This is a genomic window from Streptomyces sp. NPDC001270, from assembly GCF_042896695.1.
Classification (GTDB): Bacteria; Actinomycetota; Actinomycetes; order Streptomycetales; family Streptomycetaceae; genus Streptomyces.
In genome coordinates, this window is the sequence record NZ_JBIAXM010000031.1 from 38,843 (window position 1) to 53,132 (window position 14,290).

The 14,290-nt window shown below is 71.9% G+C and carries 13 protein-coding genes; 5 read left to right on the top strand and 8 right to left on the bottom strand.

Translation table 11 applies throughout. From position 1 onward, the window contains the following. Position 1 precedes the first annotated feature (1 nt). Together ftsH and folE are read left to right on the top strand one after the other, a co-directional pair. Positions 2-2,041, top strand: coding sequence for an ATP-dependent zinc metalloprotease FtsH (ftsH, locus tag ACFY2B_RS36225; RefSeq protein WP_390767290.1), 2,040 nt, complete (start codon positions 2-4; stop codon positions 2,039-2,041). Between the two features lie 121 nt (positions 2,042-2,162). Further along, entirely contained in the window at positions 2,163-2,768 is a 606-nt protein-coding gene (gene folE / locus ACFY2B_RS36230) for a GTP cyclohydrolase I FolE (RefSeq protein ID WP_390767291.1), read from the top strand. A 16-nt stretch (positions 2,769-2,784) separates the two neighbouring features. Here the strand turns inward: folE and ACFY2B_RS36235 are convergent, their stop codons facing one another. From ACFY2B_RS36235 to ACFY2B_RS36260, 6 genes are all read right to left on the bottom strand, one after another. Next, positions 2,785-3,276, bottom strand: a complete 492-nt coding sequence (locus ACFY2B_RS36235; RefSeq protein ID WP_390767292.1) for a DUF3180 domain-containing protein — start codon at positions 3,274-3,276, stop codon at positions 2,785-2,787. A gap of 82 nt (positions 3,277-3,358) precedes the next feature. After that, on the bottom strand, positions 3,359-3,970 hold the full coding sequence (gene folK, locus ACFY2B_RS36240; RefSeq protein ID WP_390767293.1) for a 2-amino-4-hydroxy-6-hydroxymethyldihydropteridine diphosphokinase: 612 nt from the start codon (positions 3,968-3,970) through the stop codon (positions 3,359-3,361). Beyond that, the gene (gene folB, locus ACFY2B_RS36245) at positions 3,967-4,326 is read right to left on the bottom strand and encodes a dihydroneopterin aldolase (protein ID WP_390767294.1); all 360 of its coding nucleotides are present in this window, start codon (positions 4,324-4,326) and stop codon (positions 3,967-3,969) included. Before folB ends, folK begins: the two co-directional genes overlap by 4 nt. 246 nt (positions 4,327-4,572) lie before the next feature. Continuing rightward, complete coding sequence (locus tag ACFY2B_RS36250) at positions 4,573-5,076, bottom strand: nuclear transport factor 2 family protein (RefSeq protein WP_390767295.1); 504 nt, start codon at positions 5,074-5,076, stop codon at positions 4,573-4,575. Next, complete coding sequence (folP, locus tag ACFY2B_RS36255) at positions 5,073-5,999, bottom strand: dihydropteroate synthase (RefSeq protein WP_390767296.1); 927 nt, start codon at positions 5,997-5,999, stop codon at positions 5,073-5,075. Before folP ends, ACFY2B_RS36250 begins: the two co-directional genes overlap by 4 nt. Positions 6,000-6,052: 53 nt before the next feature. Further along, a complete protein-coding gene (locus ACFY2B_RS36260; RefSeq protein WP_390767297.1) occupies positions 6,053-7,912 on the bottom strand; it encodes a phosphatidylglycerol lysyltransferase domain-containing protein in 1,860 nt (619 codons plus the stop codon). Positions 7,913-8,139: 227 nt separating this feature from the next. Between ACFY2B_RS36260 and ACFY2B_RS36265 the strand changes: the two genes are divergently transcribed. Together ACFY2B_RS36265 and ACFY2B_RS36270 are read left to right on the top strand one after the other, a co-directional pair. Next, positions 8,140-9,261, top strand: a complete 1,122-nt coding sequence (locus ACFY2B_RS36265; protein ID WP_390767298.1) for an alpha/beta hydrolase — start codon at positions 8,140-8,142, stop codon at positions 9,259-9,261. Positions 9,262-9,393: 132 nt separating this feature from the next. Beyond that, on the top strand, positions 9,394-11,019 hold the full coding sequence (locus ACFY2B_RS36270; protein WP_390767299.1) for a hypothetical protein: 1,626 nt from the start codon (positions 9,394-9,396) through the stop codon (positions 11,017-11,019). A gap of 116 nt (positions 11,020-11,135) precedes the next feature. Here ACFY2B_RS36270 and ACFY2B_RS36275 read toward each other — a convergent pair whose 3' ends face one another. After that, positions 11,136-12,464 (bottom strand): PH domain-containing protein, encoded by a 1,329-nt coding sequence (locus ACFY2B_RS36275; RefSeq protein ID WP_390767300.1) that lies wholly within the window; start codon positions 12,462-12,464, stop codon positions 11,136-11,138. After that, positions 12,461-12,883 carry a PH domain-containing protein gene (locus ACFY2B_RS36280; RefSeq protein WP_390767348.1) on the bottom strand — a complete coding sequence of 141 codons (423 nt, stop codon included), beginning with the start codon at positions 12,881-12,883 and terminating at the stop codon, positions 12,461-12,463. Before ACFY2B_RS36280 ends, ACFY2B_RS36275 begins: the two co-directional genes overlap by 4 nt. A gap of 193 nt (positions 12,884-13,076) precedes the next feature. On the opposite strand from ACFY2B_RS36280, the gene ACFY2B_RS36285 reads away from it, so the two are divergent. Next, positions 13,077-14,228 (top strand): NADH-quinone oxidoreductase subunit D, encoded by a 1,152-nt coding sequence (locus tag ACFY2B_RS36285; RefSeq protein ID WP_390767301.1) that lies wholly within the window; start codon positions 13,077-13,079, stop codon positions 14,226-14,228. Positions 14,229-14,290 lie beyond the last annotated feature (62 nt).

The following is a 14,290-nucleotide window of genomic DNA, read 5'->3' on the forward strand; positions in this document are numbered from 1 at the left end:
GATGGACGTGAAGCGATACTTCCGTGGGCCGGTCATGTGGATCGTGCTGGCCGTCCTTGCCGTGGTCGTGTTGATGCAGGTCGTCGGCTCGTCCGGCGGCTACAAGACGGTGGACACCGGCCAGGTCGTGGCGGCGATCAACGACAACAGGGTGGAGTCGGCCAAACTCACCACCGGTGACGAGCAGAGCATCAAGGTCACCCTCAAGGACGGCCAGAAGGTCGACGGCAGCTCGAAGATCCAGGCGAGCTACATCGGCGACCAGGGCGTGACCATCGCGGACACGCTGCAGACCAAGTACCAGGCCAAGCAGATCCCGGACGGCTACACCGTGTCGCCGTCCAAGCAGAACCCGTTCGTCGGCGTCCTGCTCTCGCTGCTGCCCTTCGTCCTGATCGTGGTCGTCTTCCTGTTCCTGATGAACCAGATGCAGGGCGGCGGCTCCCGGGTCATGAACTTCGGGAAGTCGAAGGCCAAGCTCATCACCAAGGACACGCCCAAGACGACCTTCTCGGACGTCGCGGGCTCGGACGAGGCCGTCGAGGAACTCCAGGAGATCAAGGAGTTCCTCCAGGAGCCGGCCAAGTTCCAGGCCGTCGGCGCCAAGATCCCCAAGGGCGTGCTGCTGTACGGCCCGCCCGGTACGGGCAAGACCCTGCTCGCGCGCGCCGTGGCCGGCGAAGCCGGGGTCCCCTTCTACTCGATCTCGGGTTCCGACTTCGTCGAGATGTTCGTCGGTGTCGGTGCCTCCCGGGTCCGTGACCTGTTCGAGCAGGCGAAGGCCAACGCTCCGGCGATCGTCTTCGTCGACGAGATCGACGCCGTCGGCCGCCACCGCGGTGCCGGCCTGGGCGGCGGTCACGACGAGCGCGAGCAGACGCTGAACCAGCTGCTCGTCGAGATGGACGGCTTCGACGTCAAGGGCGGCGTGATCCTCATCGCCGCGACGAACCGACCGGACATCCTCGACCCGGCGCTGCTGCGCCCCGGCCGTTTCGACCGTCAGATCGCGGTCGACCGCCCGGACATGCAGGGCCGTCTGGAGATCCTCAAGGTCCACCAGAAGGGCAAGCCGGTCGCCCCGGACGTCGACCTCTCGGCCGTCGCCCGTCGCACCCCCGGCTTCACCGGTGCCGACCTGTCGAACGTGCTGAACGAGGCGGCGCTGCTCACGGCCCGCAGCGACCGGAAACTGATCGACAACCAGATGCTGGACGAGGCGATCGACCGGGTGGTCGCGGGCCCGCAGAAGCGGACCCGGATCATGTCGGACAAGGAGAAGAAGATCACCGCGTACCACGAGGGCGGACACGCCCTGGTCGCGGCGGCCTCCCCGAACTCCGACCCGGTGCACAAGATCACCATCCTGTCCCGCGGCCGGGCCCTCGGCTACACGATGGTGCTCCCCGACGAGGACAAGTACTCCACGACCCGCAACGAGATGCTGGACCAGCTCGCCTACATGCTGGGCGGTCGCGCGGCCGAGGAACTGGTCTTCCACGACCCGACCACGGGCGCCGCGAACGACATCGAGAAGGCCACCACCACGGCCCGCGCGATGGTCACGCAGTACGGCATGACCGAGCGTCTCGGCGCGATCAAGTTCGGCGGCGACAACACCGAGCCGTTCCTCGGACGTGAGATGGCTCACCAGCGTGACTACTCGGAAGAGGTCGCCGCTCTGGTGGACGAGGAAGTCAAGAAGCTCATCGAGAACGCGCACAACGAAGCCTGGGAGATCCTGGTCGAGAACCGCGACGTCCTCGACAACCTCGTCCTGGCCCTCCTGGAGAAGGAGACCCTGGGCAAGGAGGAGATCGCCGAGATCTTCGCGCCGATCGTCAAGCGCCCGCCGCGGCCCGCCTGGACCGGTTCCTCCCGGCGTACGCCGTCCACCCGCCCGCCGGTGCTCTCCCCCAAGGAGCTGGCACTGACCAACGGTGCGAACGGCTCGACGCCGGCGATCAGCACGGTCAAGTCCACGGCGGCCGAGTCCGCCCCGGTGGCCGAGCCGTCGCCGGAGGACCGCCCGGAGAGCTGACCCACCGGTGTGGCCATGGCCACACCGGTCCGGGATGAATGCCGCGCCCCCCAGGGTTCTAGCCTTGGGGGGCGTGGCATTTCGGTATGTCCGCGTGCGAGCTACAGGAACGAGGCACCCCATGACCGACCCCGTGACCCTGGACGGCGAGGGCACCATCGGCGAGTTCGACGAGAAACGCGCCGAGAACGCCGTACGCGAACTCCTGATCGCGGTCGGCGAGGACCCGGACCGCGAGGGGCTGACGGAGACACCGGCGCGGGTGGCGCGGGCCTACCGGGAGTTGTTGGCAGGGCTGCGGCAGGAGCCGGAGGACGTTCTGACGACGACGTTCGACCTGGGCCACGACGAGATGGTCCTGGTGAAGGACATCGAGATCGTGTCGCTGTGTGAACACCATCTGCTGCCGTTCCACGGCGTGGCGCACGTCGGATACATTCCGGCCGAGACCGGCAAGATCACCGGCTTGTCGAAGCTGGCACGTCTGGTGGAGGTGTTCGCCCGCCGGCTACAGGTGCAGGAACGACTCACCACGCAGATCGCCGACTCCCTGGTGCGGATCCTGGAGGCCCGGGGCGTGATCGTCGTGATCGAGGCCGAGCACATGTGCATGTCCGTGCGCGGCATCCGCAAGCCCGGTGCCAGGACCACGACGTCGGCCGTGCGCGGGCAGCTCAGGGACGCCACGACGCGTGCCGAGGCGATGAGCCTGATACTGGCGCGCTGACCGGTCCCGGCAGCCGTCAGGCCACCGGCTGCGCTCCCGGGTGGTCGTTGTCGTCGTCGTCCTCGGGGAGCTTGCAGACGCGCTCCAGGAACAGGGCGGCCGCTATCACCGCGATTCCGGCCAGGACGCAGAAACCGGCGTAGAACGCCTGGTCGCGGCGGGCCGGGATGTCGAGGATCTCCAGGAGGAAGACGCCCGTCCCGCCGTACATACCGGCGACGAGGGCGGCGACCAGGGCACTGGCCTGGCCGAAGACGACCGCGCGGGCGGCCATCAGGGGGTCGACGCCCTTGGCGCCGGGACGGCGCTCCCGCTGGGCCCGGAGACGGGCGCGCAGCGACAGCGCCGTGGACAGCAGGACCACCGCGATCAGGGCGAGGACGATGGGCGCGGCCAGCGGGACGCTGGGGAGCGTCCCCACCGAGTTCCACAGCCGGGCGCCTGCCCAGGACAGCACTCCGGCGATGACGAACACGCCGACCAGCATCCTGATGCGCAGCTCTTTCACGGTGTTTGTTCAGCTCCCCCGCACGGTGGTCGTGGGCGGCCACTTCCGCGTGTCCGTCCCGTGGTCGTCTCGACCTTAACGACTACTCCGGCAATCGGAGTTCCAGGTCCGCGCGGGCTTCCACGCCGCTGCGGGTGACGGTGCCGAGCAGGTCGGCGACGGCACCGCGGCCGGGGAGGTGGGCGTCGGGGTCCAGATCGTGCCAGGGCGCCAGCACGAAGGCGCGTTCGTGCGCGCGCGGGTGGGGGAGGGTGAGCTGCGGGTCGGCGGAGACGAAGTCGGCGTACGACACGATGTCCACGTCGAGGGTGCGCGGCCCCCAGTGTTCGTCCCGCACCCGGTTGAACGCCTCCTCGACCGCGTGCGCCCGCTCCAGCAGGGAGGACGGCGGCAGGGTGGTCCGCAGCACCACCACCGCGTTGAAGTACGAGGGCTGGCTGCCGGGCGCCACGCCCCACGGCTCCGTCTCGTACACCGGGGAGACCGCCTTGATGCGGACGCCCGGGGTGTCCTCCAGGGCGTCGATGGCGCCCTGGAGGGTCTCCAGCCGGTTGCCGAGGTTGGAGCCGAGGGAGAGCACGGCGCGTTTGGGGTTCTGGAGGGTGGTGTCGGCGGCGTCGACCTTCTCGACGACGGAGGCGGGCACCGGCTGGACGGTCGGGTCGCTCGGACCGTGCGTGAAGGATGCGGTCATACTCGGCTCCGGGTGATGGTGACGGTCACGTCGTCGAAGGGAACCGTGATCGGCGCGTCCGGCTTGTGGACGCAGACCTCGACCTCCTCGACCCCTTCGTGCTTCAGACAGGTGCGGGCGATGCGCTCGGCGAGGGTCTCGATGAGATCCACCGGGTCGCCCTCGACCACGGCCACGACCTCCTCGGCGACGATGCCGTAGTGCACGGTCTTCGTCAGGTCGTCGTCGGCAGCGGCCGGCCGGGTGTCCAGGCCCAGGACGAGGTCGACGACGAAGAGCTGGCCCTTCTCGCGTTCCTCGGGGAAGACACCGTGGTGCCCGCGGGCCTTGAGGCCGCGCAACGCGACACGATCCACGCGAATCACTCCTGCAATCGTCGGGACGGCCGATTCGTACCGAGTGCGGGCGGCGCACCGGCCTCAGACGAATCTACCTGCGGGCACTGACAGCACCGGGTCACGGGGGTGTGCGCCCGGCCGGGTACCGGGAGGTTTCACCACGGCTTTCCCTCGGGGAACCCGGCGGCTCACAGGCCGGTGGCCGGCCTGCCCGCCGGTCCGTGATCCCAGCCACTTCCCGGTTCCTGGCAGGCGCCTACCCGCTCAGGCCGGAGAGTCGTCGTCCTCGGCCTCATTGTTTTCGGTCAGAACCGGGGAGGCGTGGTGCGACCAGAGCTTCCAGCCGTCGGATGTGCGGTGGAACACGTTCGTGGCGACGACGAGCTGGCCGACCAGCGGGCCCAGCTCCGCGCCGGCCTCGGGGGCGGGTCCGCCGCTGAGGATGTTCTCGGTACAGGTCACCAGGGCGGTGTCACCGGTGACGGAGACGTGCACATCGGTGAGGAAGAACTGGATGTAGTCGGTGTTCGCCATGATCAGCGCGTACGACCTCAGGACCTCGCCGCGGCCGGTGAGCACCGGCCAGCCGGGGTGCACGCAGGACATCACGCCGGTGTCCGCCGGATCGTGGTATTCCTCGTCGACGCCCAGGTCGGCCGGGTCGAGCCAGAGCGAGGACAGCTTCTCGAAGTCACCCTCCTCCATCGCCTCGTAGTAGGCGGTGTTGGCCAGCTCGACCTGTTCGACGTCCGTGCGGGCGGCGCTCACCGGCTTGCTCCGGTGCCGCGTGCGGGGCCCGCGACCGGCGTGCCGTGCGCCGGGTGCTCCGGGTCGCGCGCCTCCTGCACGGCTCGGGCCACGCGTACCGCGTCCGCCGTGGCGCGCACCTCGTGGACGCGCACGGCCCAGGCGCCGGCCTGCGCGGCGAGCGCGGAGACGGCGGCGGTGGCGGCGTCGCGCTCCCGGGCGGGCGGCGGCGCGCCCTCCGGGCCGGCCAGGACCCGGCCGAGGAACCGCTTGCGGGAGGCGGCGACCAGCAGCGGGTGGCCCAGGGTGAGCAGGCGGTCGAGGTGGGCGAGGAGGGTGAGGTCGTGCCCGGCATCCTTGGAGAAGCCGAGTCCGGGGTCGACGACGACGCGGTCGGCGGCGACGCCGCCCGCCAGGACCGCCTCCACGCGCGCGTGGAGTTCGTCGACGACTTCGGTGACGACGTCCTCGTACACGCCCTGGACGGTGCTGCCTTCCAGGAAGCCGCGCCAGTGCATGACGACGAAGGGGGCGCCCGCCTCGGCCACCACCGGGATCATCGCGGGGTCGGCGAGACCGCCGCTGACGTCGTTGACGAGGACGGCGCCTGCCGCGAGGGACTGCGCGGCGACCGAGGCGCGCATGGTGTCGACGGAGACGACGACGCCCTCGGCGGCGAGGCCGCGGACGACGGGGACGACCCGCCTCAGCTCCTCGGACTCGTCCACGCGGGTCGCACCGGGGCGGGTGGACTCGCCGCCGACGTCGACCAGATCGGCTCCCTCGGCGACGAGGTCGAGGCCGTGTTTGACGGCGGCGGACGTGTCGAAGAAGCGGCCGCCGTCGGAGAAGGAGTCGGGGGTCACGTTCACGACGCCCATGACCGCGCAGCGGTCCCATGCCGGAAGGCCCGCCACTCGGCCACGGCCGCTCTGGTAGTTCATATGCTCAGCGTAGGCCCCGGGCGGGACGGGCAGAGTGCCCGGCCCGGCGCGGCTCAGGCGGCTCGTACGTCCCGTTCCGGCACGCTGTGGGCGCACGCGCGGGCGGCGGCGGCCGAGCGGCGCCGCAGGAAGCGCGGCAGCGGCAGGGCGAGGCTCACGAAGCCCTCCGCCTGCATGGCGGCGAGCCCGATGCGGGGCAGGTCGCCGGAGGCGCGGTAGACGACGAACCGCGGCTCCCAGCGTGGCTGGAACTTGGCGTTGAACTTGTACAGCGACTCGATCTGGAACCAGCGCGAGAGGAAGACCAGCAGCCCGCGCCAGGCGCGCAGCACCGGTCCCGCGCCGATCTTCTCGCCGCGGGCCAGGGCCGAGCGGAACATCGCGAAGTTGAGCGAGACCCGGGTGATGCCGAGCTTCGGCGCCGCCTGGAGGGCGGCGACGATCAGCAGTTCGTTCATGCCCGGGTCGGCCGTCCGGTCGCGGCGCATCAGGTCCAGGGACACGCCGTCCTTGCCCCAGGGCACGAAGTGCAGGATGGCCTTCAGGTCGCCGTACGGGCCGGGCTGGTCCTCGCTCCGCGCGGCACCCGGTGTGGCGCCGTCCGGTGTGGCGCCGTCGGACCGGTGCGCGGTGGCGATCAGGCAGTCGCCGTCGGCCGGGTCGCCGATGCGGCCGAGCGCCATGGAGAAGCCGCGCTCGGTGTCGGTGCCGCGCCAGTCCTCGGCAGCCCGCCGGATGCGTTCGAGTTCTCCCTCGCTGAGATCACGAATGTGCCGGACCCGGGTTTCGTAACCCGCTCGTTCGATCCGCTTGACCATTTGCCGGACGTTGCGCATCGCGCGTCCGGCCAGCGAGAAATCCGCGACGTCCACCACCGCCTCGTCGCCGAGTTCCAGCGCGTCCAGGCCGGTCTCCCGGGTCCACACCTCGCCGCCGGTCTCCGAGCAGCCCATCACGGCGGGGGTCCACGAGTGGGCCGTGGCCTCGTCCATGAAGCGTTCGATGGCGCCGGGCCAGGCTTCGACGTCGCCGATCGGGTCGCCGCTGGCGAGCATCACGCCGGAGACCACGCGGTAGGTCACGGCCGCCTTGCCGCTGGGTGAGAACACGACCGCCTTGTCGCGGCGCAGCGCGAAGTGGCCGAGGGAGTCGCGCCCGCCGTGTTTCACCAGCAGCGCGCGCAGCCGGGCCTCGTCCTCCTCGGTCAGGCGCGCGGCCGGGTGTTCCGGGCGGAAGGCGAGGTAGATGGTGGTGACCGCGGTGAGCAGGCCGAGGGCGCCGAGGGAGAAGGCGACCGTCCAGGAGGTGGCGCCCCGGTAGTCGACGGGTCCCTCGAAGCCGAACAGGCCGTACAGGACGTGCGTCAGGCGGTCGGCCAGGCTCGGGTCGCCGATCGTCCGCCTCGGGTGGACGCTGACGATGACCAGGCCGAGGGCGAGGGAACCGGCCCCCATGAGGACGAAGTTGGCGACCGCGCGCCAGCGGCTGCGCGGGTCGGGCAGGGCGGCGAACTCGCCGCGGTGGCGCAGCAGCGCCACGAGCAGCACCAGCGAGATGAGCGCTCCGATGACGGAGTGCCGGTAGGCGAACTGCGCCACCGCGCCGGCCGGCAGCAGCGCGACCGCGGCCCGCCACGCCCGGCGCTTGCGCCGTTTGAGCCCGTGCGCGAGCAGCAGCAGGAGCACGCCGGTGCTGAGCGAGAGCGCGGCGGCGAAGGGGCCGAGGGCGCCGGGCAGCACCTCGGCCAGCGCGTGCATGCGGCTGTGCCTGAAGCGCGGGAAGACACTGGCCGCGATGTCCAGGAGGCCCACGAAGGCGCCCGCCCGGCCGATCAGGGCGGGGACGGCTTCGGGGCGCGGGCCGCGGAGTATGCGCCGCGCCGCGCTCGGCCGCCTCGGAACCTCGCCCGACACATCCCCATCTATCCTGACAGACATCGCATCCCGTAGTTCTGCGAGAGACCTTGAACCCGGTGCCGATCGGGCATCCGGCGACATTGCGCCCTCTAGGACGGTGTCTCGACCGGGGAGGTTCACTCCCCACCGGAAAACCGGTTCAAAGGCAACGGAAAGCCCGGGGCAAGCCCTCGCGACGAGAGCGTCGGCGGGCCGTGGGCGGAAAGCGCAGGCAGGGGAAGCCCATGGGTCTCACGAGCGACAAAGTGCTGGTGCTGGCAGTCGGGTCCGCGGTGCTGCTGTTCGCGGGCACCGTGTGGATCTGGCCGCGGCTGGCCCGCGCGACCTGGCCGGCCGTCAGCGGCCGGGTCGCCCTTCTTCTGGCCACCCAGGTGGCGCTGTTCGCCTCTGTGGGGCTCGCGGCCAACCAGTCCTTCGGCTTCTACGCCAGTTGGGCCGACCTGTTCGGGCAGGAGACCGGCCAGGGCGTCGTCGTCGACCACGCCGCCCGGTTCGACGGCCCGGTCCAGGTGGTCGGCACCACGCGGGTGCTCGGGACGAGCGGATCGCTGCCGCAGAGGACCGGGGAGGTGCAGCAGGTCAACGTCATGGGGCGGACGACGCACATCGTCACCCCCGCGTACGTGTACCTGCCGCCCGAGTACTTCCAGCCGGGGCACGCCACGCGCAGGTTCCCGGCGGCCGTCGTCCTCACCGGGTACCCCGGCACGGCGCGCTCCCTGGTGGACAAGCTGCACTATCCGCGTACCGCGCGGGAACTCGCCCAGGAAGGGCGCATGCAGCCGATGATCCTGGTGATGCTGCGGCCGACGGTGGCGCCGCCGCGGGACACCGAGTGCGTGGACGTGCCGGGCGGCCCGCGCGCCGAGACGTTCTTCGCCAGGGATCTGCCCGAGGCACTGCGCGCCCACTACCGGGTGAGCGGAAATCCGGGCGGCCTCGGCATCGCCGGCGATTCCACCGGCGGTTACTGCGCCCTGAAGCTCGCGATGCACCATCCCGATGTGTACGCGGCGGGCGCGGGTCTGTCGCCGTACTACAAGGCGCCGATCGATCCCACGACCGGCGATCTCTTCCACGGCGACAAGGCGCTGCGCAATCGCGCGGATCTGCGGTGGTTCCTCGACCACGAGCCGGCGCCCGACACCTCACTGCTCGTCAGCAGCAGCAAGGTCGGCGAGACCAACTACAAGGCCACGCTGGAATTCATCAAACGCGTGGAAGCCACGAAGCTGACCCGGATCTCGTCGATCATCCTGGACAGCGGCGGCCACAACTTCAACACCTGGAGGCGCGAGATCCCGGCCATGTTGCAGTGGCTGAGCGAGCGATTGACCGTCCGTTGAAAATGATCTTGGGGAATTCGGCGGAGGGAACTCCGCCCGGGGCGTTGCGGATGTCGCGAGAAGGCTTCGGAATGACTGTGTTTTTGCGGGGTGGGCAACCAGGATTCGCCTACGCGCGGTAAGTTTCTGGCCATGCCACGTGGACGTCACCGCCATTCCCCGCCTTTGCACAGGCTGTTGCCGCCGTCGGCGATCGCCGGCGTCTCCCTCGTCTGCGCGTCGGGTCCCTGGGTGTTCTCGGAACCGCTGGTGCTCCGCTCGCTGTCCGCGGCCGCCGCGGCGACGGCGGTCGTGGGCGCGGTCGTGATGCGCCGCTGGGACACCCATGCGGGCAAAGAGGTCGCCGACCTCACACGCGCGCGTGCCGGTGACGAGTGGCGTCACGAGGAACGGGTCGCCGAACTGGAGACCGATCTGGAGGAGTCGCGCGAACTGCGCGGCAAGCTGGAGCAGCGGCTGCGCGCCAAGCGGGCGGAGCTGACGGGGCTGCGCAACGAGCACGCCGCGCTGCTGCGGCGGTACGCCACGGCGGAGACCGAGCGCGCCAGCGCCCTGGAGGGCCGCCGGCTGCTGGAGTTGGAGGCCGTGCCCGCGCGCGCGTTGCCGCCGGCGGCCGGTCCGGTGCGGGGTACGGCCGAGTCGCGGGCGGCCGACTCCCGGGCCGTCGACACCCGGTCCGTCGAGTTCAGGGCGGTCGAGTCCGGAGCTGCCGGCGCTCGGGCGGTCGAGTCCGGGGCAGCCGGGTCCAGGGCCCTCGGATCCTCCCGGGACCTGGCGTCCGGGGCCGTCGCGGCCGAGGCGCGCGCGGCGGACTCCGGCGGCGCGGCCGGCGAACCCGAGGCACGTGCGGGGCGGTCCGGGGCGGCCGGGGAGAGGCCGACGGCTTTCGCGGTGTTCTCCCCGGAGGGCTCCGAACTGTTCCGGCGGGCCCGGGCGGCGCTGTCCCGCTTCGCCGACGGCGAGGGGGTGTCCAAGCCCTGTTCCGCGTCCCGTTCCGCCGACGGCGAGGAGGCGTCCGGGACTCGTGGCGCTGACGGCGAGAGGGCGTCCAAGTCCGGTTCCGTGTCCCGTTCCGGCGACGGTGAGGAGGCAGCCGCGGCCGGTCCCGCCGTCGAGCGCGCCTCCGGATCCGCCCCGGCCGCCGCGCCCGAAGGGGAGCGCAGGGTCGACGGCGTGACGCGGACGGCCACCGGGGCGCGGCCGAGCACGGACCGCGCGGAGCGGGTCGCGGAGTCCGTCACGGGGTCCGCCATGGATCCCGCCGCGGATTCCACTGCGCATTCCGCCACGGAGCCTGCCGTGGATTCCGCCCCGGAGGACGAGGCGGAGGGGAAGCCCGAGGCGGTCGCCGCGCACGAGCAGGCGGCCGCCGGCACCACACCGGAGGCTGCCGCGTCCACCAGTTCCGTGCAGCGGCCCGCGGGGCACTTCACGGTGCCGACCGCGGTGGCCGTCGTACCGGCCGCCGCGCCCACGCGGCGCGCGGCGGCCGAGGGCGGGTTCGACTTCTTCGGCATGGAGAAGGGCGCGCGGTCGGCGCCCTCGGACGCCCCGTCGGCGCCCCTGGACGCCGTACAGCACGAGGATCTGGCCGACGTGGTGGGCCAGGAGGCCCTCGCGCTCCACGAAGCGGAGTCCGGCGTGGCGTCGACGTCCGCCGACGAGCAGACGCGCGACAGCGGCGAGGTCATCGACCTGACGGCGCACGACGAGACGGAACAGATCGACCTCCAGGGCCTGCGCAGCGCGGCCTCGTGAGCGCGGCCTCCTGAACGCGGCCTCCTGAACGGGCGGGCGCGCTCAGGCGATTCACCGGTCCGGGGGCGCGTACCTGGGTTCGGGTCATTCGTCGGTCCGGCGGCACGTCCCCGGGTTCAGGCCATCCACCGGTCCGGCGGCGCGTCCCTGCGTCCCGTCCGTGACCGCTCCGCCTGCGCGTGCAGCAGCTCCGCGGCCTCCTGTACGTCCCGCAGACGGGCCGTGACGGTCTTGCCGGCTCCCGTGTCCACATGCACGTCGGCAAGGCGCCACAGGCGCTCCCAGGGGCCCTGAGTGAGCCGTACGCTCTGCACCTTGGCGTGCGGCACCAGCGACAGGCTCCGGCACAGCAGCCCGTGCCGGGACGCGAGCACCGCGCCGGTGACCGCGACGCCGTGCCCGCGCCACCACAGCGGCAGGCACCGCCAGGCGCGCCGCGGCGGGCGGTGCACCGACCGCGGCACGGCCACATCGGGCAGCACGCGCGCGATGACCGATTCGGCGACCGCGCGCGGGGCGACCGGAACGAGCAGCGCGTTCGACGACCCGGCGACGTCCAGTTCCACCCGCACCCAGTTCCGCCGCCGCCACAGCAGCGGCTCCACGATCCGCACCGTCTGCACCCGTCCCGGCGGCACCGTCTCGTGCGCCCGGTCGAGCAGCCCGTGGTCGATCCGCAGCCCGTCCGGGGACTCGGCCACCGTCCAGTCGTACTCGGTGACGAACCGGCCCGTGCTGTGTGCGCCCGCGGCGCCGAACAGCGGCAGTGCGGTGGCGAGCACCGTCCACACGCTGTGGGTGGCCAGGAAGAGCACGGTCGGTACGACGAGCGCGGCCACCAGCGAACCCCAGGTGGCGCCGGACAGCACGAGGGAGACCACCAGGTCGCGCGCGGGCACCCGCATCAGCTGCCGCTGCGGTGCCTCGCCGACCTCGTGCGCCGTCTCGGGCGCGAAACCGGCGGCGCGCGCGAGCAGTTCCGCGCGCAGGGCCCGCGCGTCGCGCTCGCTCAGGAAGGCGAGTTCGTCCTTCTTGTCGGTCCCGATGACGTCGATCCGCAGCTTCGCGACGCCCGCCACGCGCGCGAGGAGCGGACGGGTGACGTCGACGGCCTGGATCCGGTCCAGCCGGATGTGCGCGGTGCGCCGGAACAACAGGCCGGTGCGTATGCGCAGTTCGCTGTCGGTCACCGCGAAGTGCGTGAACCACCAGGACAGGAAGCCGTAGAGGGCGGCTGCCAGGACCAGCACGGCGAGCCCGGCGAGGAGCCATGCCGTGGTCAGCCTGGTCAGCTGCTCCTGTGCCTGGTTCGGGTCGTGCACCGCCCAGCCCGCGAGCACGGCGAGCGGCGCCCAGGCCCGCCGCAGCGGCGTCACGGGGTGCAGCCGCCGCTCGGTCACGGTCCGCCCGGACCGTATGCCGTCCTCGACGCCCGGCGCGCTCACAGGCCGGCCGATCGGGCCTCGCCCAGTTCGGTGAGCCGGTCGCGCAGCCGTTCCGCCTCGGCCGGGTCGAGGCCGGGGATGGTGGCGTCGGTGGCCGCGGCGGCGGTGTGCAGCTGGACGCTGGCCAGCCCGAAGTGCCGCTCCACGGGTCCGGAGGTCACCTCGACGAGCTGCATCCGCCCGTAGGGCACGACGGTCTCCTCGCGCCACAGGACCCCGCGGCTGATCAGCAGGTCGTCGGCGCGCTCGGCGTACCGCCAGGAGCGCCAGTTGCGGCCCAGCATCCGCAGGCCCCAGGCCAGCAGGGCGAGCGGCAGCAGCGCGAAGGCGGCCCAGGCCGGCCCGGCGAGCAGCCCGGGCAGCAGCCCCGCGGCCAGGGCGACCGCTCCCAGCCACACCGACAGCAGCATGCGGCGCATCCGCAGCAGCCCCGGCGGCAGCCCGTTCCACACCGGTTCGGCGCCCGCCGTCCCCGCCGCCCACACCGTCCCCGGCGCGTCGGTGGTCCCGGTCCCGTCCGTCGTCCCCGGCGCGTCCGCGGATCCCGCCGCTCCCGCCTCGCGCGGGCTGCCCGTCTCCATACGGCCAGCCTACGTAGGGGAGACTGGACGCATGACTCCTACGACGGAGACCACGGTCGGGATCGGCGGTGCGGCGGAGAGCACGGACATGGTGCTCAACATCGGCCCTCAGCACCCTTCCACGCACGGCGTGCTGCGGCTGCGGCTCGTGCTGGACGGCGAGCGCATCGTGCGGGCGCACCCCGTGATCGGCTACATGCACCGGGGTGCGGAGAAGCTTTTCGAGGCGCGCGACTACCGCCAGATCATCATGCTCGCCAACCGCCACGACTGGCTGTCCGCGTTCTCCAACGAGCTGGGCGTGGTGCTCGCCGTGGAGCGGATGCTCGGCATGGAGGTGCCCGCGCGCGCGGTGTGGACGCGCACGCTGCTCGCCGAGCTGAACCGGGTGCTCAACCACCTGATGTTCCTCGGCTCCTATCCGCTGGAGCTGGGCGGCATCACCCCGGTCTTCTACGCGTTCCGGGAGCGGGAGGTGCTGCAGAACGTCATGGAGGAGGTCTCCGGCGGGCGCATGCACTACATGTTCAACCGCGTCGGCGGCCTCAAGGACGATCTTCCGGCCGGCTGGACGGCACGTGCGCGTGCCGCCGTCGCCGCGGTGCGCTCCCGCATGGACGTCTTCGACGACCTGGTCCTCGGCAACGAGATCTTCCGCGGGCGCACGCGCGGCGTGGGGACGCTCGCGCCTGAGACCGTGCACGCGTACGGCGTGAGCGGGCCCATCGCCCGGGCGGCCGGGGTCGACTTCGACCTGCGGCGCGACGAGCCGTACCTGGCGTACGGGCAGCTCCAGGACACGTTGCGGGTGGTGACCCGGCAGGAGGGCGACTGCCTGGCCCGCTTCGAGTGCCTCCTGGAGCAGACGCACAACGCCCTGGAGCTGGCCGACGCCGCCCTCGACCGGCTCGCGGAGCTGCCGCCAGGGCCGATCAACCAGCGGCTGCCCAAGGTCCTGAAGGCGCCGGAGGGACACACGTACGCGTGGACCGAGAACCCCCTCGGCATCAACGGCTACTACCTGGTCAGCAAGGGCGAGAAGACGCCGTACCGGCTCAAGCTGCGGTCGGCCTCGTACAACAACATCCAGGTGCTGACCGAGCTGCTGCCCGGGACGCTGGTCGCGGACATGGTGGCGATCCTGGGGTCGATGTTCTTCGTGGTCGGGGACATCGACAAGTAGCGGCAAACGGCGGCAAACGGCGACAAGTGACGGCAAGTGGCGCGGACGCGCGGGGGCTGCGG

Excerpts from the sequence above, each read along its gene's own strand:
- folK (WP_390767293.1), bottom strand. The coding sequence starts at position 3,970 with ATGACCGCATCCTTCACGCACGGTCCGAGCGACCCGACCGTCCAGCCG.
- ACFY2B_RS36280 (WP_390767348.1), bottom strand. The coding sequence starts at position 12,883 with ATGCGCCGCATGCTGCTGTCGGTGTGGCTGGGAGCGGTCGCCCTGGCC.
- folP (WP_390767296.1), bottom strand. The coding sequence starts at position 5,999 with ATGAACTACCAGAGCGGCCGTGGCCGAGTGGCGGGCCTTCCGGCATGG.
- ftsH (WP_390767290.1), top strand. The coding sequence starts at position 2 with ATGGACGTGAAGCGATACTTCCGTGGGCCGGTCATGTGGATCGTGCTG.
- ACFY2B_RS36265 (WP_390767298.1), top strand. The coding sequence starts at position 8,140 with ATGGGTCTCACGAGCGACAAAGTGCTGGTGCTGGCAGTCGGGTCCGCG.
- ACFY2B_RS36270 (WP_390767299.1), top strand. The coding sequence starts at position 9,394 with ATGCCACGTGGACGTCACCGCCATTCCCCGCCTTTGCACAGGCTGTTG.
- folE (WP_390767291.1), top strand. The coding sequence starts at position 2,163 with ATGACCGACCCCGTGACCCTGGACGGCGAGGGCACCATCGGCGAGTTC.
- ACFY2B_RS36285 (WP_390767301.1), top strand. The coding sequence starts at position 13,077 with ATGACTCCTACGACGGAGACCACGGTCGGGATCGGCGGTGCGGCGGAG.